We start from the raw sequence: 17,638 nt of genomic DNA on the forward strand, positions 1-17,638 counted from the left end.
CTACCCAGAGCTTTTGGGGCTTTGCAGACTCTTTCAGAAACCGGGTTTTTTAAGACTGCTCAGACAACTTGCATCGCCAGAGCAGAAACCCGGTTTCTTGACCTCAGGCTTCTCTTTTAGAAACCGGGTTTTTTAGAGCTGCTCAGACGACTTGTACTGGCAGGGTAGAAACCCGGTTTCTTGGCCTTGGGCTTTTGACAACTTGCATGGCAGGTTAGAAACCCGGTTTCTTGGCTTTGGCCCCAGACGACTTGCAGTGGCAGGGCAGAAACCGGGTTTCTTGGCCTTAGGCTTCTGCAGGGCGTTCGCCTGAATTGCTCGCTCGCCGCTGGGTGAGGATGGAGACGTACTCGCCGCCTCGCCCGGTCAGCATCGGCTTAGACCAGTCGCCCGCATCGGCGTAGCCCAAGCGGTGCAGCGTGTGAATCGTGTCTCGCAAGATGGCGTAGTCGCCTAGGAGAATGTGCCGCAGGGTTTCCTGGTTTGGGGGCGGCAGGGGAATGGAAGCCGCTGGCTGCGGCTGAGGGTCAGTATGTTCTTGACACATAGGTTCTAGTTCCTTTTGAGTGAAGAAACTAGAACTCAAGACCTGGCTATTCCCAGCAAGGTGCATATGAGGAACAGCCAAGGTCTAAACTGACTTTAGCTGACCGCACTGCTGACACAGTGTGGGAGGTCAGGGGATTGGAGAGACTGCCATCTTTCCTTTCCCCGCCCAAGTCAAGAGTTCTAGGAAGCGGTCGGGAATCAACCGTACAAGAGAGAATAGTGTGGGCTGAGGCATCAGTCAAGCGTTGAGGCGCAAAAGTTGCGATCGCAACCCCAGCGGCAAGTGCGATTGATTCTTCCAACCCCGTAGGTTGGCGTCAAGCGCAGCGCGACCCACCAGGCTCCTAAGCAATCCTCGTTTCACTTCACGCTAGGAGGCAGAACCTTCCGCTGCTCATCCCCAGACGGAGTCTGGGAACGAGGAGTCAGCGGAATTTGTTTATCTTGCTACTTTACGTCTGCGTAACAGCACTGTCCCCCATCCGACTAGCCCCAGCAAAATCACAGGAGCCCCCCCCGGTTCAGGCGTTGAAACGGGCGTATAGTCGTAGGTCACCCTCAGCCCAACGTTAGAGACGTTGCCCTGCCAATCCAGCGCGTAGTCTCCCGAGGAAACGCTGCCCTCGCCCTCAGTAAACGCATAAAGCTGTGCTGCGTAGCTGCCAACGCCCTCAAAAAACTGCATGTCGCTGCCAAAGAACTCTGAGTCAATCACCAGAGCCGCATCAAACGTTTTCTTGGTGTAGGCCGTAGCCCCCGACAAGCCGCCGCCATCAAGGGCTCCGTCAAACGGGCCAAGCGGTTGAGCAATCTGAGCCCTGGCTTCGTCGATCACGGGCCACCACAGCCCCACCCCCTCTCTAACTGTGTAGACCGCTCCCCCAGCAAACGCCACGGCATACCCCTGCCCAAACCCCTTTTGCTGAGACAGGTTCTCTAGCTGAACTGTGGTTTCAGCCTCGCCTACCAGCTCCAAAATCACTCGATTCAGCTTCCCCAAACCGGCGTCAAAGTAGGGCAGCGAGGCAAAGGGAAACTCCAAATCATCTGGAGAAAAGCGCGGCGTTGAGTGTGTCAGCATTGCTGCCTCAGCCACCCCCGGCACAGCTAGAGCCGCTATACCGACCGAGAGTGCGATCGCACATGAATTGCCCATTTTTTGCATAAGCATCGAAAGCCCGCCTGAAAGTTCACTGCAAGACTAGCTTCTATGTCAAGCTATCGATACCTACCCAAAGCAATTTAAGACCAGAGTTTACGCACTCCCAACCCGCCTGGTCTCCGAGTGCTTAGGATCAGCTCACCGCTTTGCGCTTCCGCAACATCCCTACCTAGCCCCGGCAAGTGCGATCGCAAATGAACCACCCAATTTTTGAGTAGGCGTTGAAAGCATGCGGTGATCTCCATTGGAAGACTAACTTTTAATGGAAAAGTTTTAATGGAAAAGACATCGGCACCTAAGTAAGGACGTGCGCGACCAAAAGCTGCACATCCCCCAAATCAAGACCTTGCTCTCTATGAGCCATAGTCTCAGGCGGCTGCAAGAAAGTTTCGAAGTTCACATCTTGCAACTTGGCACAAACCACCCCTCAAAATTCCACCCGGTCAACCTTGCCGCCTAAGTCAGAGCATCCCCACCATTGCACCTTTAAGCCGTTGCTTTTCCAAAGGATTCCGCTATGCTCGATAAATGTCGGTTGAGGCAAGTCTCGTGAGTCTGATGACCCTGGTTCAAAATTCCCTAAAGGCGCTAACGTCTCCTGCTACAGGCACAACCCCCTTCAGCCCTCAGCAGTTCGATGCCCACGTAATGACCACCTATGGGCGCTTTCCCATTGCCCTAGAGCGGGGCCGAGGCTGCCGAGTTTGGGACACTGAGGGTCGAGAATACCTCGATTTTGTCGCCGGGATTGCCACCTGCACCCTAGGCCATGCTCACCCGGCCATGGTGGAGGCCGTGACCCAGCAGATGCAGACTCTGCACCACGTCTCTAACCTCTATTACGTGCCCGAGCAGGGCGAACTAGCCCGCTGGCTCGTTCAACACTCCTGCGCCGATCGGGCCTTTTTCTGCAACTCTGGAGCCGAGGCCAACGAGGGAGCCATCAAGCTGGCCCGCAAATACGCCCACACCCAGCGCGGCATCCAAACCCCCGTCATCATTACCGCCCAAGCCAGCTTCCACGGCCGCACCCTAGCCACCATTACCGCCACCGGCCAGCCCAAATACCAAAAGAACTTTGACCCGCTGATGCCGGGCTTTTTCTATGTGCCCTACAACGATATTGCGGCGCTGAGAGATGCGATCGCAACCCTTGATGCCGACCAGCCCCAGGTCGCTGCCATCATGATGGAAGCCCTACAGGGCGAAGGCGGCGTGCGCCCCGGCGACGTAGACTATTTCAAGCAAGTCCGCCAGATCTGCGATGAAAAAGGCATTCTGCTGATCCTCGACGAGGTGCAGGTGGGCATGGGCCGCAGCGGCCAGATCTGGGGCTACGAAAATCTCGGCATTGAGCCCGACATCTTCACCTCAGCCAAGGGCTTGGGCGGCGGCATTCCCATTGGGGCCATGCTGTGCAAATCCCACTGCGACGTATTTCAGCCCGGCGACCACGCCAGCACCTTTGGCGGCAACCCCTTTGCCTGTAAAGTCGCCCTCACCGTCTGCCAAACGCTAGAAAAAGACGACCTGCTGAAAAACGTTCGGCTGCGTGGTGAGCAGCTCCGTTTGGGTCTGCAGGAAATAGCTAAGTGCTACCCCACCGCAATCGAGCAGGTGCGCGGCTGGGGCCTAATCAATGGCCTAGTGCTTTCTGAAACGGCCCCCATGACCTCAGTAGACGTGGTCAAAGCAGCCATGCAAGAAGGGCTGCTGCTGGTGCCCGCCGGACCTCAAGTAGTGCGCTTTGTGCCGCCGTTGATTGTCTCTGCCGACGAGGTGCAGATCGCCCTAGCCAAGTTCGAGAAAGCACTCGCTAGCGTCGCCGCTTAAGCCTCAAGAATTTGGAGGTTGGGTTGAGCAAAGTACACCCCCAGCACTAGATAGAGTTGTTGGGTTTCTCAAAGCCTCAACCTACGAATTGCCCTAGCTGCCGATTCTTAATCCAGATAGCCAACATCCATGTCAGCGGGGGAACGGTTCGATGCAATGGGCCGCCTCGGCATGCCGCCAGGCGAGGGACTAATCCCCTGCTGCATTGGAGCCTCATCTCTGCGGGCCAGGTTGAGCATGGGCTGAGGCTCGTCATCGTCCAGTAGCGCTTCGACTTCAACCTCGACCAGCATATCGGGGTTGACCAGGCCTGGAATTTCAACCATCGTATTGACCGGCGGATAGTCGGCAAATAGTTCCTGGTGCGCCTGAGCAAACTCTTCCCAGCGGCTCATGTCTGTGACAAAGAGGCGCGTGCGAACAATATCGGGCAAATCGCCACCCAAGTCTTGCAACGCCTTTTGGATAATCTCAAAGCAGCGCTTGGTCTGGGCATAGGCATCGCCTGGGGCAAAGGTGCCGCCCTCACCATCTGAGGGGGCTGTGCCTGCGACAAAGATCTGATTGCCAATCCGCATGGCCCGACAGTAGCCTGCTTTTTCCTCCCAGGGTGAGCCTGTAAATACCCGTTGGCGCATCGCTACTGATCTCCCTAGCCTTTCTTCGATACCCTACCATCCGGTCGTCAGAGTTGGTCATTATTCTCTATGACCACAGGCTCTACAATCACAGGCCCTATGATCAAAGGGCCTATGATCATAAAAGCACTGACCCTCTTAAAAACCCTTGTACGGACAGGTAGCGCGCCATGTTGAAGTTTCAGCCTGTGGGCTTTGGTCAGCGGGTGATTGATACGCCCCTAGGCGTGATGGCCTATTACACGCCCACTAGCCCCCCCTGGCGATCCGAGGCCGACTCCGGCACCGACCGACCGCCACTCGTATTTCTGCACAGTCTGGGGGGTGGCTCTTCTGCCTTTGAGTGGTCAAAGGTGTATCCGGCGCTGGCCCCCAGTCACCGAGTTATTGCCCCCGATTTGATTGGCTGGGGCCAGTCTGCCCACCCAGTTCGCGACTACCGGGTAGAAGACTACCTAGAGGTGATTACCATGCTGCTGGAGCAAGTGGCGCAGCAGCCGGCGATCGTGGTGGCTTCTTCGATAACAGCGGGGGTAACGGTGCGACTTGCGATCGCACGTCCCGATCTCTTCCAGGGGCTGTTTCTCGTCTCGCCCTCTGGCAACAGCGACTTTGGCCGCAACTACCGCTTTAGCCTACCTGCTGCTCTAGCGGGCACCCCTGGCCTAGACCGATTGGTTTACAGCCTGGGAGCCGCCAACGAAACTGCCGTAACCACCTTCCTTTCAACTTTTCTATTTGCCGATGCCGACCGAATTACGCCCGATATCGTGCAGGCGTACTTGGCGGGCACCCAGCAGCCCAACGCAGAATACTCAGCCTTATCTACTCTCAAAGGAGATATTGCCTTTGATCTGTCGCTGTACATGAGCCAGCTGAGCCTTCCCACCGTTTTTGTCTGGGGTCAAGACTCCCGCTTTAGCCCACCCGAGTTTGGCAAACGGTTAGCCAGTTTGAATCCTCAGGCTGTGCGCCAGGTGTATGAGATTCCCCAGGCAGGCGTCTTGCCACATCTAGAGCATCCCAGTGTCATAGCGGGGCTGATTGAAGCCTTTTGCGCTTCTCTCTAGAGATTAAGCCTTTCTTTTGCCCGATTCTCAGTGCTTTTTCAGGCCATTAAGATCTAATAGAATAAACTCTCCTAGAAACTAAAACCGTAATGGTTCAATCTGCTCCGCCCATAACCGCCCAGCGCAATGGGGTCACGCCCTTCAGCAATAAGCTCCAGGCTCCTCTAACCAAGCAGCCCATCACAACTCTACAGATCAATTTAGGGCGGCGGTGTAACTTGGCCTGCACCCATTGCCATGTTGAAGCAGGGCCTAAGCGCACTGAAGAACTGTCGCCTGAGGTCTGCGATCAGCTGATTGAGATCATCCGCTGCTTCCCGCAAATCAAAACCGTAGATTTAACGGGCGGAGCCCCAGAGATGAACTACGGCTTTCGGCCCCTGGTAGAGGCAGCTAGGCAGGCCGGAAAAACAGTGATTGTGCGCTCTAACCTGACCATTTTCTTTGAACCCGGCTTTGAGGATCTGCCCGAGTATTTTGCCCAGCACCAGCTGCGGGTCGTCGCCTCCATGCCCTGCTACCTAGAAGACAATGTAGACAAGCAGCGCGGTGCAGGGGTTTACAGCAGCTCTATTCGCGCCCTGCAGAAGCTCAATGAGTTGGGCTACAGCACAGACCCAGCCCTGCAGCTAGATCTGGTCTTCAACCCACAAGTGCCCCGCACCGAAAAGTTTTCCCTAACGCCCGATCAGCAACAGCTCCAGCAAGACTACAAAGCCTATCTTGAAGACCACTTTGGTATTGTCTTCAACCACCTGTTCACCATCACGAACCTGCCCATTGGTCGGGTCAAGCAGTATCTGGCCGCTAAGTCGCTGTACTGGCCCTATGTTCAGTTTCTAGAGGCCAACCACAACGGCAGTACCATCGGTAACCTGATGTGCCGCGACCAGCTCTCCATAGATTATTTAGGCAACATTTACGACTGTGACTTCAATCAGATGGAGCACGTCCCCTCTAAGCTGCCCAACGGCACAGCGCTGACGGTAGCCCACCTGTTAGAGGCAGGCTCTCTCGATGTTTTGGAGGAAATTCAGACTCGTCCCTACTGCTACGGCTGCACCGCTGGCAGCGGCTCTAGCTGCGGCGGTGCCCTGGTCTAACGCTAGTAGTGATTAGAGCCTTGGAGCCTTTAGTAGGTTATTTTGAGCGACACAAAACCCGCATAGGAGTTTGTTGGGTGGCGCTGCGCTTGACACCAACCTACAAATTTAGGCCAGTAAGATGTGTCATCGCAGCGCGTCAGGCACTAGCTTTGTGGGTCGGGTTAAACGAAGTGCAAACCCAACATTCCAACATTAGAAGAACCCAACATTAAAGGGAGTTGTTGGGTTTTGCAGGGCCTCACCCAACCCACCGGATGCTACGCAAGCGCCTCTGCCGCAGCGGGAGGACTGGCCCACAGCAGATAGTCCTGCACAATCTGGCCGCCAATCAAGTGTTCTTGAATAATGCGCTCAATGACCTCTGGAGTTGTGTTGTAGTACCAGATGCCTTCTGGGTAAACCACCATGATTGGCCCCTGCTGGCAGACCCTCAAGCAGTTGGCCTTAGTGCGGAAGACAATCGCGGCGCGATCTGCTTTAGGTGCGTCTAGCTTCAGCTCTTTGAGGCGCTTTTTCAGGTAATTCCAGGCTTCTAGGCTAGCTTCCTTGTCGCAGCACTTGGGCAGCGTTTGATCGGCACAAATAAATACATGGCGCTGAATTTTGTCGATCCCCAAGACAGCGACAGCCTGGGTCAGCGTGCCCAAGGCAGGGTCTGAACTCTTTTCTGGAGTAGGCTCTGGGGCTGAGGGAGTGCTGGTCATCGCGCTAGTCATTGTTAGAGACAGCACTTTCAACTTGAGTGTCAGAGATATCCCCTTCCAATTGGGCGTCAGAGACATCCCCTTCCAATTGGGCATCAGGGATGTCACTCTCCACCTGGGTGTCAGAGATGTCACCTTCAACTTGGACGTCGGAGATGTCACCTTCAACTTGGACGTCAGAGACAGCACTCTCAACTTCGGCAGTGGGTTCAGTGCGAACGCGGCGAATGGGCAAATTGGCAATCAGAGCCGTCACTCGCTGGTCGCTCTCCAGGGTAAACTCCAGGCCATCTTGGTCAAGTTCTACGTAGCGCGACACTACCGCCAAGATCTCCCGGCGCATTTTTTCGACCGTTTCAGGCGTCAGGTCAGCTCGGTCGTGGGCCAAGACAAACTGAAGCCGCTGCTTCACTTCCTCCCGGCTGGTCAGCGGGCGGGACGTGCGATTAAAGAGTCGATCGAGAAGTTCACTGAGCATGGAGGGTGTCACAGGAGATGAGGTACACCAAGGCGACTAAAAGGCTACAGGTAGGCCGCTAGCCTCTTAACAGACGCCGCAAACGGGAGAATATATCGTCGTGGGGAGCCGACAGGTCCATGAAGGGAACGGCTTCTCCCTGCAGCCGCCGCGCTACGTTGGAGAACGCAATTCCCGCTAGGGAAAGCTTTTGGTCTAGCACCAGCGGCTCGCCCCGGTTGGATGAGACAATGACGCGTTCATCGTCGGGGATAACGCCCAGCAGAGGAATTGCCAGAATATCCAGCACGTCCTGAACGGACATCATCTGCTCTTCCTGCACCATTGCTGCCTTTAGTCGGTTGACCAAAAGCTTGACGCTCTTAATATCGTTGGCTTCGAGCAGGCCGACGACCCGATCCGCATCACGCACAGCAGAGATCTCGGGTGTGGTGACAACGATTGCTTCGTTGGCTGGCGCGATCGCATTTTGAAATCCGTTTTCAATCCCGGCCGGGCAGTCGATCAGCACAAAGTGAAACAGTCCTTTGAGCCCCTTTACCAGCGTTTTCATCTGATCGGGCGTGATCGATTCTTTGGAGCGGTTTTGAGCTGCTGCCAGCAGCGATAGATTGGGCTGGCGCTTGTCTTTGACCAGGGCCTTTTCGATGCGGCACTCTCCGGCCAGCACGTCTAGGGCCGTAAAGACGATGCGGTTTTCCAGGCCCAGCAAAAGGTCTAGGTTACGCAGGCCAAAGTCAGCATCAATGACAGCTACTTTAAGCCCCCGCTGAGCCAGAGCCATGCCCAGGTTAGATGTGCAGGTGGTCTTGCCAACGCCGCCCTTACCAGAGGTCACTACGATGATGCGAGTCATGGTAAACCCAGTCGTCTAAATCAAGAATGAATAAAAAGATCTTAGAAAGGAAGCTGAAAAAGAAACCTGAGAACGGCAGTAATAGAAACAGCAGTTTGACCAGTCGGGGATCAGGAAGATTCCCGGCGATCGCTCAGGTCTACAGCCCGGTTCAATGCACTCCTGGCAAAATCGGTTGCGATCGCAATCCGCATGCCGTCTTCTCCAATGTAGGCCACCTCGGGCAGATATTCAGCCGGAGGTTTTTCCGGTGGGCGGGCTACCACATCGGCGATTCGCAGCTGGGTAGGCTGCATCTGGAGAGCCATGATGCGGCAGGTGCGGTTGCCTGCGACCCCAGCGTGAGCCAGTCCTCGCAGACGTCCCCAAACCAGAATATCGCCTTCTGCCACCAGTGAACTGCCTGGGTTAGCATCTCCCAGCAGCACAATCGTGCCCGGATGACGAATCTCCACTCCAGAGCGCACAGTCGTTTGTAGGTACAGCGGCTCGTCTAGCGCCTTACCGGCCTCCGTTGGCGACTGCGCCAGATGAGCCAAATTAGCCTGCTGCTCCACCGAATAGCCTGCTGTAGCGGCAGCCACAGCCGTCTGACGACGGCTAGTAAACACTCGCTTCAGCACCAGCTGCGCTTCTTCTAAAGTTTCCGCGATCGACTGCAGCTGCCGCATGTCCAGCAGCCGGTCGCGAGCCACCAGATACACCACCGTATTAGGCTGCCAAAACCGCTCTGCCGCGTCTAGGCGATGCTTGAGCTGCTGACAAAGCTCAGTCCAGCTAACCGGAGCGGGGCTCGTCTCTGGCTCTGGCGGCAGCTGCAGCAGCAACCGTCCCCCTTCGCTCTTAAAGCGAACCTGAAGGTTTGGGTCGACCTCTGGAGCCGTTTGAGGCAGCTCAGTCACAGGCGTTGGTGGAGGCGATTCAGAATTCATAACGCGTAGCCGCAACACCAGGGCAGGATTTGGGAGCAGGTCATGACATATTAGAGCACATCACTTCGCCTCTGGAGCGGAATCCTGAGAATCGCCGGTACGGATATACTCCCTATCGAGGGTTAGATCCCGTAACTCGCCTCTTGCCTTTTCCCCCTCATTGTTGGCTATGATGATCACTAGTTTCACTGCGGCGTTGGTGACTGCCAACAATGTTTTACGATCTATGTTTGTTTCAAACGGGAACCAAGCTGTGTCGGTGGCGGTATACCGGGCCTAGTACCCGGAAACCTTAAGCCTGATGCCACGGTACCCACCTGGTGTATACCAGGTCGGAAGCTGAGGTAAGACGGCGTTGCGGTGAACATTTCAAGATTTTCCTCTGTCCTTATGGTCAGAGGAATTTTTGTAGGTGGGAAAAGTCTTTTAAGGAAATTCCGCAAAAGCAGCAATGTAGCCTAAACAACAAAGGGGGCAACGCGTTAATATTGACCCTGAAGAAGCAATGCACTTCAAGGATTTTCACTCAGCTCAGCCTATTGGCAATCCCAATTCCCCGTCCTATGGAGCAGGCAACGCTCACCAAGCCCAGCCCGCTGCGCTGCGGTTCTCAATCAAGGGATTCAAGTCGTAGGGATTTAACCAGAGCCGTTAGTCGCCAAAGCAAACAGTTTGCGACGGCTAAAGACCGACCGGGACCATCGCATTGAAGTTTCAGCTATTGCCAACTTCGCTCCATTTTTACTTGCTTACACAGCCCTATTTGCAGCAGCTCTATTCGCAACAGCCCTATTCGCTACAGGTAGTTAAGACGGTTGAACTCGGTCAATTTCCCAGCCAACGTTGTGCGTTTGGATAACGGGCTTACCGTTATTCATCAAGAGATTACGGCCACCCCTGTGGTCGTTGCAGATGTGTGGGTAAAGGCTGGGGCCAGCGCCGAACCGGCAGAGTGGGCAGGGATGGCCCATTTTCTAGAGCACATGATCTTTAAGGGCACTGAGCGGCTGGCCCCCGGCCTGTTTGACTATGCCATCGAAACCCGAGGCGGCATGACCAACGCTGCCACTAGCCACGACTATGCCCACTTCTTTATGACCCTGGCCGCCGAGGCCCTGCCCGAGGCCCTACCCTACCTGGCCGAGTTGCTGCTGCAGGCCGCGATCCCCGCCGATGAGTTTGTGCGAGAACGGTGTGTGGTGCTAGAAGAAATTCGGCAGGCCCAGGATGATCCAGACTGGCTAGGGTTTCAGGCGATGTCGGAGCTGGTTTACCAGGGCCACTGCTATGGTCGCCCTGTGCTGGGCACAGAGACCATTCTCAACCAGCGCTCCCCAGAGGAAATGCGCCACTTCCACCAGTCGCTCTACCAGCCTCAGAACATGACGGTGGTGATCGCAGGCGGTCTACCCCTCGAACCCACAATAGAGATGGTTAAGCATGGCTTTCGCGCCTTTGCCCAGCCTAGCCCCTGTCCCCCAGCAAGCACCGGCTCGCTGCCCGATGCCTGGGGCGTCCGCCGAGAAACCCTGATGCTGCCTCGTCTGGAGCAGGCCCGTCTGATGCTGGCCTGGCTAGGGCCAGGCATTGAAGACGTGCAGGCCGCTTATGGTCTAGATTTGCTAGCGGTGATCTTGGCAGAGGGGCGTACCTCTCGCCTGGTGCGGGAGCTGCGGGAGGAAAAGCAGCTGGTGCAAGACATTAGCGCTAGCTTTTCGCTGCAGCGTGACTGCAGCCTATTTACGATCCACGCTTGGCTAGAGCCAGAGGCCATTGACCGGGTGGAGGCAATTGTGTGCGATCGCATCGCCGCCTTAGCCGAGAGCCCCATTGGAGACGCCGAGCTAAATCGGGCCAAGCGACTGCTCTGCAACGACTACGCCTTTTCTACCGAAACCCCTGGCCAGATTGCGGGCCTCTACGGCTACTACAGCACCCTGGCCCAGCCACAGATGTGCACCACATATACCCCGACTATTCAAGCCTATGGAGAAGCCGATCTGCAGCGGCTGGCCCGCCAGTACCTAAAGCCCGATCGCTACGCTGCAACCGTCTTGCAGCCTGCCTGAGCTGGGCTAAGCCAGCTCGATCCTTTCGTTCGCTACACTATTGCTGACTCGACCGCTTTAACCCTGATACCCGCTTGAGCTGTGACTAAATCTTCCACCCTAACCGGACCCACCCTACACCGCACGGTTCTCAAAAACGGACTGGTGGTTCTGGTAACCGAAAACCCTGTTGCTGACATCGTCTCTGCCCGCATTTTTCTTCGGGCTGGTAGCAGCTACGAAAGCCCTGAGCAGGCCGGCCTCTTCAGCCTGCTAATGGCCCTGCTGACCAAGGGCACCACGCGCCTGTCGTCGCTAGAAATTGCAGAAGCTGTCGAGTCTATTGGGGCCAGTCTCGGTAGCGATGCCTCATCTGACTACAGCCTGATCAGCGTAAAAACAGTTTCGGCCGACTTTCCGATCATGCTGAAGCTGGCCGGGGAAGTCTTGCGGTCTCCTAGCTTTCCCGAAGCCGAGGTCAACCTAGAGCGCCGCCTCACCCTGCAGCAGATTCGATCCATGCAGGAGCAGCCCTTTACCGTTGCCTACAACCATCTGCGCCAAGGCATGTACCAAAGCCATCCCTACGGCCTGCCCGGCATTGGCACTGAAACCAGCGTTGCGGCCCTGACCAGTGAACATCTGGCCCAGGCACACAAGCAGTATTTCCGGCCCGACAACACCGTCATCTCTATTGTGGGCCGCATTGACCCAGCACAGGCTATTAGCCTGGTAGAAGAGGTCTTTGGCGACTGGCCCGCCCCCCAAGAGCCCCTGCTCGAACCCGAGTTTCCCTCGGTTCCCGTTCAAGGCACACGGCAGGCCATTCCCCAAGACACCAACCAGTCCATTGTCATGGTGGGCTACCTAGCTGCCCCAGTCAAACACCCGGCTTACCCGGTTCTGAAGCTGATCAATACCTATCTAGGCAACGGGCTCTCTAGCCGCCTGTTTGTCGAGATGCGGGAAAAGCGGGGCCTAGCCTACGATGTCTCAGCCATTTACCCCACCCGCCTGGGTCTTTCTCAGTTTGTGGTCTATATGGGCACAGCCCCCGAAAACACCCCCGTCGCGCTGGAGGGTCTGCGCCACGAAGTCGAGCGGCTCTGCGAAACGCCTCTCACTGACGAAGAGCTACAGGCCACCAAGAACAAGCTGCTAGGCCAATACGCCTTGGGCAAGCAAACCAACGCCCAAATCGCCCAGCTTAACGGCTGGTACGAAGTCTTGGGCTTAGGAACCGATTTTGACCAGAACTTCCAGACTGCGATCGCAGCCATAACCGCCGCCGATGCCCAAGCCGTCGCTCAGGAATTCTTCAACCAGCCCTACATCGCCCTCCTAGGCCCAGCCTCAGCTATTGGTTAAGCGTAAAAGAATTTCCTGGCAAGGCTAATTCCGTCCAGACCCTGCCCCCACCGTTGTGCTTCCAGCACAGCTGCCCCTTTCGGGGGGGTTTGGGGGGAGCCTGGGCCCCCCAAATAGCGGGGTCCGGGGGAAGGCCCCGGGCCAAATCTCCAAACGCAGCCAAAAACCCCCGCCTTACTCCTCTCAGCCAGCAGCAAAGTTCCATAGCTAGCTCAGTGCATTGCGCCAAAGCAACAACCTACTGACGAACTAGGCTGTCACCAATCTGCAGCAGCAGCTGCTCCTGCGACAGCGCCGGTTCTAAACACGACAGCCCCTGACACACCAGCGCAATAGCAGACTCCGGCAGATCATCCGGCTTAGCCGCAAAAACCGCCGTGGGCAGATAAGTCTGCGCTAGATCAGGAATGCGTTCCGGCGTCGTGCGGATCAAGGTGCTGTGACGAAACCAGTCGAGCGCTACAAATAGACTGGGGCAAGCCCGAGGAAACTTCTCCATGACCGTGCCAAAAGCCTTTAGTGCCTGCTCTGCTCGATCTAAATAAGTCAGATCCTCCGTCAGCAGAGACAGACGAACGAGCGATGCGATCGCAATTCCATTGGCCGAGGGCGTAGCGCTGTCTTGAAACGACCGCTCTCGCACCAGTAGTCGCTCGCGAGTATCGCTAGGCGCATTATAGTAACCCCCTTCGGGACTCCACAGCCACTCGTCAAACTCCGCCTGCACATCTCTGGCCGCCTGTAGCCAATCAATCGCATCCGGCAGATCAGGAAACGCCAGCTTAGCCTGCTGTAGATCTAGCAGCGCCTTGATCAAAAAGGCATAGTCTTCCGACTGGGCCAGCACCGCTGGAGTGCCTTCGTAGTTCAGTCGCTGCAGCCGATTATCGCTCCACTGATGCTCCAAGATAAACCGAGCCGCGCGCAGGCCAATGTGCAAAAAGTCAGGCTGGCGAAATGCGATCGCAGCTTTAGCCAAGCCCGAAATCATCAGAGCATTCCAGGCCACAATCATCTTGGTATCCGTCACCGGGGGAATGCGTCCGGGCCAGGTCTGGGTCTTAGCCTCCTGATTATTGCGAGCTGGAGGAAAGGTCGACAGCTCATGGGCCGCCGTGCCATAGCGCTCTTTAAACAGCTGGGCCAGAGCAGCAATCACCGTTTCATCGAGCTCCTCCGACTGCTGTTGCAGCACGGTTTGGCCCTCAAAATTGCCCGCTTCAGTCACTGTAAATTGAGCCTGTAGCGCCAGCAGCTGCGGTTGGCTCAGCAGATTCTGCATCTCGTTGTAGCGCCACACATAAAAAGCGCCCTCCTCCGGCTCCAGGTCCGTAGGCTGAATGAAGCTATCGGCATCCTGAGCCGCATAAAAATAACCCTGGGGAGCCGTCATCTCCCGCAACAGCCAGCACACGGTGCCCTCAACGGCCCGCCTCAGGGCAGCTGCCTTCACTCCACTGGTCCACAGCCCAGCCAGATATTCCACAATCTGACCGTTGTCATAGAGCATCTTCTCAAAGTGGGGCACCGTCCAGGTAGGGTCTACCGTGTAGCGATGAAATCCGCCTCCCACATGATCATAGATGCCGCCCAGAGCCAAGTCCAGGCCGCGCCGCGTGCACACCTGCTGGCTGTCGAGCTGTGGGCTGGCAGGGGCCTTTTCATCTGCCTCAAACCGCACCCCTCGCAGCGCCGCTTCAGCATAGGGCATCATAGGAAAACTCGTGCCCGTACCCACCGGCACCAAAATGCGGGCGCTGGTGGTCAACCCCTGCAGCAGCAGATCCTGACCTAAGCGATCTGTTGTAGGCAGCAATGCTGCCTGCTGCAAATTCTCCAAAATTTCCGACTTCACCGAGTCAAGCTTGGTCTTGTCAGCGTCATAAAACCCTCGCAGCGCCTGCAGCACCTGTAAAAAGCTTGGGCGACCATACTTCGGCTCCAGCGGGAAATAGGTGCCACCGTAAAAAGGCACCAGGTCATCGGGGGCCAGAAATACGTTTAGCGGCCAGCCGCCCTGCCCAGCGATCATCTGCAGGGTTTGCATGTAGATGCTGTCTAAGTCAGGCCGCTCCTCTCGATCAACCTTGATCGGCAGGAAATAGGTGTTCATATAGTCAGCAATGGTGGTGTCGGAAAAAGCCTCACCTTCCATCACCGTGCACCAGTGGCAGCTAGAGTAGCCAATGGACAGAAAGATTGGCTTATCTTCCTGCTTTGCCTTGGCCAGCGCCTCATCACACCAAGGCCACCAGTCGATCGGGTTATCTGCGTGCTTCCGTAAATACAGGCTTTGAGACTCGGCTAGACGATTCACCATTCAGGGGCCACAGAATTCGGCAGACAGCAGGCGCTATCTTCCCCGAGTCTAACGCAGTCACTACAAACAGCCCTCAGGCCAAATCACCGCTGGAAATTGACCCGAGCGAAAGGCCACTACCCGCTCCTCAGGGTCAGTTTCAAAGACTAGGCGATACAGGTCTTCACCCTCTCCCGAAGGCGTAAAGACGAGATACTTTCCCCCAGTTTCAGGGTTCGGAGCCATCTCGATGCGGCCCTCGTAGTATTCGAGAATATCGGCCTCAGTCGCCCCAATTTTAATGCCGCTCTTGGTTTCAATCGAGCTGCCGGGCCAGACGTCTACGCGAATAATCTGGTCATCCACGACCATAAAACCAACTGATTCTAGGCTTTTGGGCACTCTCAGGTACTGGCACTCGCCGCGCGCATTGCCGTCTAGGGGAACCAGTTGGATGCCAGCCTGAGCCACCTCCTCTACCGTCATGCCAATTCTGATCTGTCCTAGGCCAACTGTTGTAAGCTGTGAGGTCAGCAGCTTTGACAGCGGTGTTTCTGAAGTGCTAGAGGCTGTGACAGCAACTGCCCGCTTCATGATGGGGAAGGAGAGCAACGGCTGGGCCACTGCGCTCATCAAATCGTAAGCCTGAAATGGCAGCAGCTTAGCACCGGGAGACTGTAAATCAGCGGGGGTCGCCACAGCTTGAACTGCCGGAAAATCGAGATCTTTATCGCTTCGGGAACGGCGCTCATGAGCCAACACTCCAATCGCCAACAGCAGGCTGATAGAAACTGCTGATACGATTCCAATGGTTCGTTTCATGGACAAATTGCTCAACTCCAAAGAATGCTGCTTGAACTAAACGGCCTACGTCATAACAGGGTGTGATGTAATGTACACAAGTCTTGTTCTATTGTTCAGTCTGCCGCGCTACAGCATTTATGGTGTCTTTTCAGCCACCACCGCCCTCTCCTCAAAAAAACCCTCGCCGCTTTAAAAAGCGACTAGCGATCCTGTTGTCGCTGCTGGGAGTTGGAGCGGCTCTAGCCTGGGAACTAATCTCGCAATCGTCCGTGTCCCGGCTGGACAGATCCATTGTGCCGGAGGGCGGTCGCTTCGGCAATCAGCCGGGGTCGGCGGCTCCCATTGCCGTGCCGCCACCTCGCATTCCGGTAACCGACTGGGCTGCCGCTAGAGAGCCCCTGCCAAGCCAGCCGCCCATTGTCTTTTCAGACGTGCCTCCAGATCATTGGGCCAGGGCTGTACTGGATGATCTCTCAAAGCGGGGCCTGCTGACGGGCTTTCCAGAGGGCACCTTCCAACCCGAGCGACCGATGATTCGAGCGGAGCTATCGGCGCAGATCGCCCAACTATTTGCTCTGCCTGCCCAGCCCACAACCGTTCAGTTTGCCGATATCGAGCCTGGCTACTGGGCTGCAGCCAGCATTCGTCAGTCAGTGCAGATGGGGTTTTTCAAAGGGCTGCCCGAGGACAGGTTTGGGCCGGAGCAAAGCGTCTCTAAGGCAGAGGTGCTAGTTGCGATCGCAAATGGCCTCAGCCTCACCTCCACGGCCCACCCCGGCACCGTGCTGCAGCGCTACAGCGACCGCGACGATATCCCAGAGTGGGCCATTCCTGGCCTAGTCGCTGCCACCCAAGCAGGTCTGGTGATCAACTATCCCAACGTTGCGCGATTAGAGCCCAACCGCGCCATTACCCGAGCCGAAGCCGCCGCTATTCTGCATCAGGCTCTAGTGTATTTAGGACAGATCAATGAGATACCTTCTCCGTACCGGGTAGTTCCTTAACCAGAAGCTTTTGCTGGCGCTGCTCCCACCAATACGTCCCAACAAACCAGCCCACGAGCAAAACCAGGGCCAATACTGTAAATTGGGCCACCCAGCCCACCATTGTCGGCAGCGGAATCACCTGCCCCACAAAATAGGCCAGACTCACCATGACCGATGCCCACATCGTCGCGCCCAAAAGGTTACAGAGCAGAAACTTGGGATATGGCATTTGGGCGATGCCTGCCAGTGGCCCCGCAAAAATTCTCAGTAGCGCCACAAAGCGGCCCAAAACCACTGCCCGGGCTGCATTCTGGCTAAACTGATCCTTAACCGCCAGCAGCTGAGTTTCCTGAATCCGAAAAAACTTGCCCAGCCGTTGCAGCAGCGGCCAGCCGCCGTAAGCACCGATCCAGTAGCCTAAGTTATCGCCGACAACCGCACCTGAAATCGCCGTGGCCCAAACCGGCCAAAACTTCAGCTCTCCGCTGCCCGCCAAGAAACCGCCTATCAACGTAATCGTTTCTCCCGGAATAGGAATTCCAGCGTTTTCTAACAAAATGCCAAAGAAGACAGCCCAGTAGCCGTACTCATGGGCCAAATCCTGGAGAACCTCCAGGGAGACAAAATCCAGCATGCAGAAATTCTGACCAGCAGCTAAAGTTCCTTTAACAATTATCTCAAATCCTAACAAGCTCTGCCCACTAGACAGAGCTTTCTAAATGGAATTCTGCAGCTAGTTCGCCCAACAGCCCCAAAAAGTCTTCACCACAAAAGAGGGCTTACCCCATCAGGATAAGCCCTCTTA

Annotated in this window: 16 protein-coding genes and 1 other RNA gene; 7 read left to right on the forward strand and 10 right to left on the reverse strand. The window is 56.1% G+C overall.

Annotation, left to right across the window (positions count from 1 at the left end; genetic code table 11):
- Window positions 1–286: 286 nt before the first annotated feature.
- Window positions 287–547 (reverse strand): hypothetical protein, encoded by a 261-nt coding sequence (locus H6G13_RS23845; RefSeq protein ID WP_190487592.1) that lies wholly within the window; start codon window positions 545–547, stop codon window positions 287–289.
- 441 nt (window positions 548–988) lie between these two features.
- Window positions 989–1,720 carry a choice-of-anchor E domain-containing protein gene (locus H6G13_RS23850; protein WP_190487593.1) on the reverse strand — a complete coding sequence of 244 codons (732 nt, stop codon included), beginning with the start codon at window positions 1,718–1,720 and terminating at the stop codon, window positions 989–991.
- A gap of 549 nt (window positions 1,721–2,269) precedes the next feature.
- Here H6G13_RS23850 and H6G13_RS23855 point away from each other — a divergent pair.
- Window positions 2,270–3,544, forward strand: coding sequence for an aspartate aminotransferase family protein (locus H6G13_RS23855; protein WP_190488297.1), 1,275 nt, complete (start codon window positions 2,270–2,272; stop codon window positions 3,542–3,544).
- Between the two features lie 107 nt (window positions 3,545–3,651).
- Here the strand turns inward: H6G13_RS23855 and H6G13_RS23860 are convergent, their stop codons facing one another.
- Window positions 3,652–4,182, reverse strand: coding sequence for a RidA family protein (locus H6G13_RS23860; protein ID WP_190487595.1), 531 nt, complete (start codon window positions 4,180–4,182; stop codon window positions 3,652–3,654).
- 170 nt (window positions 4,183–4,352) lie between these two features.
- Here H6G13_RS23860 and H6G13_RS23865 point away from each other — a divergent pair, with 170 nt between their 5' ends.
- Together H6G13_RS23865 and arsS are read left to right on the forward strand one after the other, a co-directional pair.
- On the forward strand, window positions 4,353–5,252 hold the full coding sequence (locus H6G13_RS23865) for an alpha/beta hydrolase (RefSeq protein WP_190487597.1): 900 nt from the start codon (window positions 4,353–4,355) through the stop codon (window positions 5,250–5,252).
- Between the two features lie 89 nt (window positions 5,253–5,341).
- Window positions 5,342–6,355 (forward strand): arsenosugar biosynthesis radical SAM (seleno)protein ArsS, encoded by a 1,014-nt coding sequence (gene arsS, locus H6G13_RS23870; protein WP_190487599.1) that lies wholly within the window; start codon window positions 5,342–5,344, stop codon window positions 6,353–6,355.
- Between the two features lie 260 nt (window positions 6,356–6,615).
- Here the strand turns inward: arsS and H6G13_RS23875 are convergent, their stop codons facing one another.
- The 4 genes from H6G13_RS23875 to minC form a co-directional block, all read right to left on the reverse strand.
- On the reverse strand, window positions 6,616–7,062 hold the full coding sequence (locus H6G13_RS23875; RefSeq protein ID WP_190487601.1) for a ferredoxin: 447 nt from the start codon (window positions 7,060–7,062) through the stop codon (window positions 6,616–6,618).
- A gap of 4 nt (window positions 7,063–7,066) precedes the next feature.
- Window positions 7,067–7,540: a cell division topological specificity factor MinE gene (gene minE / locus H6G13_RS23880; RefSeq protein WP_190487604.1), complete on the reverse strand. Its 474-nt coding sequence runs from the start codon at window positions 7,538–7,540 to the stop codon at window positions 7,067–7,069.
- A gap of 58 nt (window positions 7,541–7,598) precedes the next feature.
- Window positions 7,599–8,396, reverse strand: coding sequence for a septum site-determining protein MinD (minD, locus tag H6G13_RS23885; protein ID WP_190487606.1), 798 nt, complete (start codon window positions 8,394–8,396; stop codon window positions 7,599–7,601).
- A 110-nt stretch (window positions 8,397–8,506) separates the two neighbouring features.
- Window positions 8,507–9,328 (reverse strand): septum site-determining protein MinC, encoded by an 822-nt coding sequence (minC, locus tag H6G13_RS23890; protein WP_190487608.1) that lies wholly within the window; start codon window positions 9,326–9,328, stop codon window positions 8,507–8,509.
- A gap of 182 nt (window positions 9,329–9,510) precedes the next feature.
- On the opposite strand from minC, the gene ssrS reads away from it, so the two are divergent.
- From ssrS to H6G13_RS23905, 3 genes are all read left to right on the forward strand, one after another.
- Window positions 9,511–9,696: non-coding RNA, 6S RNA (gene ssrS / locus H6G13_RS23895), on the forward strand.
- 447 nt (window positions 9,697–10,143) lie between these two features.
- Complete coding sequence (locus H6G13_RS23900) at window positions 10,144–11,397, forward strand: pitrilysin family protein (RefSeq protein WP_190487611.1); 1,254 nt, start codon at window positions 10,144–10,146, stop codon at window positions 11,395–11,397.
- Window positions 11,398–11,478: 81 nt separating this feature from the next.
- Complete coding sequence (locus H6G13_RS23905; protein ID WP_347277523.1) at window positions 11,479–12,744, forward strand: pitrilysin family protein; 1,266 nt, start codon at window positions 11,479–11,481, stop codon at window positions 12,742–12,744.
- A 238-nt stretch (window positions 12,745–12,982) separates the two neighbouring features.
- On the opposite strand, the gene H6G13_RS23910 is transcribed toward H6G13_RS23905, so the two are convergent.
- Window positions 12,983–15,064 (reverse strand): thioredoxin domain-containing protein, encoded by a 2,082-nt coding sequence (locus tag H6G13_RS23910; RefSeq protein WP_190487613.1) that lies wholly within the window; start codon window positions 15,062–15,064, stop codon window positions 12,983–12,985.
- Between the two features lie 60 nt (window positions 15,065–15,124).
- Window positions 15,125–15,865, reverse strand: a complete 741-nt coding sequence (locus tag H6G13_RS23915; protein WP_190487615.1) for a hypothetical protein — start codon at window positions 15,863–15,865, stop codon at window positions 15,125–15,127.
- Window positions 15,866–15,984: 119 nt separating this feature from the next.
- On the opposite strand from H6G13_RS23915, the gene H6G13_RS23920 reads away from it, so the two are divergent.
- Window positions 15,985–16,851 carry an S-layer homology domain-containing protein gene (locus H6G13_RS23920; protein ID WP_190487617.1) on the forward strand — a complete coding sequence of 289 codons (867 nt, stop codon included), beginning with the start codon at window positions 15,985–15,987 and terminating at the stop codon, window positions 16,849–16,851.
- Here H6G13_RS23920 and H6G13_RS23925 read toward each other — a convergent pair.
- Entirely contained in the window at window positions 16,814–17,467 is a 654-nt protein-coding gene (locus H6G13_RS23925) for a DedA family protein (RefSeq protein WP_190487619.1), read from the reverse strand. The two genes, H6G13_RS23920 and H6G13_RS23925, sit on opposite strands and share 38 nt — an antisense overlap.
- Window positions 17,468–17,638: the final 171 nt, after the last annotated feature.

The sequence above is a fragment of the Pseudanabaena sp. FACHB-2040 genome (assembly GCF_014696715.1).
Classification (GTDB): Bacteria; Cyanobacteriota; Cyanobacteriia; order Phormidesmidales; family Phormidesmidaceae; genus JACVSF01.

What these genes read in the sequence shown, in the direction of transcription:
- H6G13_RS23860 (WP_190487595.1), bottom strand. Translation starts at nt 4,182, where the DNA reads ATGCGCCAACGGGTATTTACAGGCTCACCCTGGGAGGAAAAAGCAGGC.
- H6G13_RS23925 (WP_190487619.1), bottom strand. Translation starts at nt 17,467, where the DNA reads ATGCTGGATTTTGTCTCCCTGGAGGTTCTCCAGGATTTGGCCCATGAG.
- H6G13_RS23845 (WP_190487592.1), bottom strand. Translation starts at nt 547, where the DNA reads ATGTGTCAAGAACATACTGACCCTCAGCCGCAGCCAGCGGCTTCCATT.
- H6G13_RS23920 (WP_190487617.1), top strand. Translation starts at nt 15,985, where the DNA reads ATGGTGTCTTTTCAGCCACCACCGCCCTCTCCTCAAAAAAACCCTCGC.
- H6G13_RS23875 (WP_190487601.1), bottom strand. Translation starts at nt 7,062, where the DNA reads ATGACCAGCACTCCCTCAGCCCCAGAGCCTACTCCAGAAAAGAGTTCA.
- H6G13_RS23915 (WP_190487615.1), bottom strand. Translation starts at nt 15,865, where the DNA reads ATGAAACGAACCATTGGAATCGTATCAGCAGTTTCTATCAGCCTGCTG.
- H6G13_RS23865 (WP_190487597.1), top strand. Translation starts at nt 4,353, where the DNA reads ATGTTGAAGTTTCAGCCTGTGGGCTTTGGTCAGCGGGTGATTGATACG.
- minD (WP_190487606.1), bottom strand. Translation starts at nt 8,396, where the DNA reads ATGACTCGCATCATCGTAGTGACCTCTGGTAAGGGCGGCGTTGGCAAG.
- H6G13_RS23850 (WP_190487593.1), bottom strand. Translation starts at nt 1,720, where the DNA reads ATGCTTATGCAAAAAATGGGCAATTCATGTGCGATCGCACTCTCGGTC.
- arsS (WP_190487599.1), top strand. Translation starts at nt 5,342, where the DNA reads ATGGTTCAATCTGCTCCGCCCATAACCGCCCAGCGCAATGGGGTCACG.
- minE (WP_190487604.1), bottom strand. Translation starts at nt 7,540, where the DNA reads ATGCTCAGTGAACTTCTCGATCGACTCTTTAATCGCACGTCCCGCCCG.
- H6G13_RS23910 (WP_190487613.1), bottom strand. Translation starts at nt 15,064, where the DNA reads ATGGTGAATCGTCTAGCCGAGTCTCAAAGCCTGTATTTACGGAAGCAC.
- H6G13_RS23855 (WP_190488297.1), top strand. Translation starts at nt 2,270, where the DNA reads ATGACCCTGGTTCAAAATTCCCTAAAGGCGCTAACGTCTCCTGCTACA.
- minC (WP_190487608.1), bottom strand. Translation starts at nt 9,328, where the DNA reads ATGAATTCTGAATCGCCTCCACCAACGCCTGTGACTGAGCTGCCTCAA.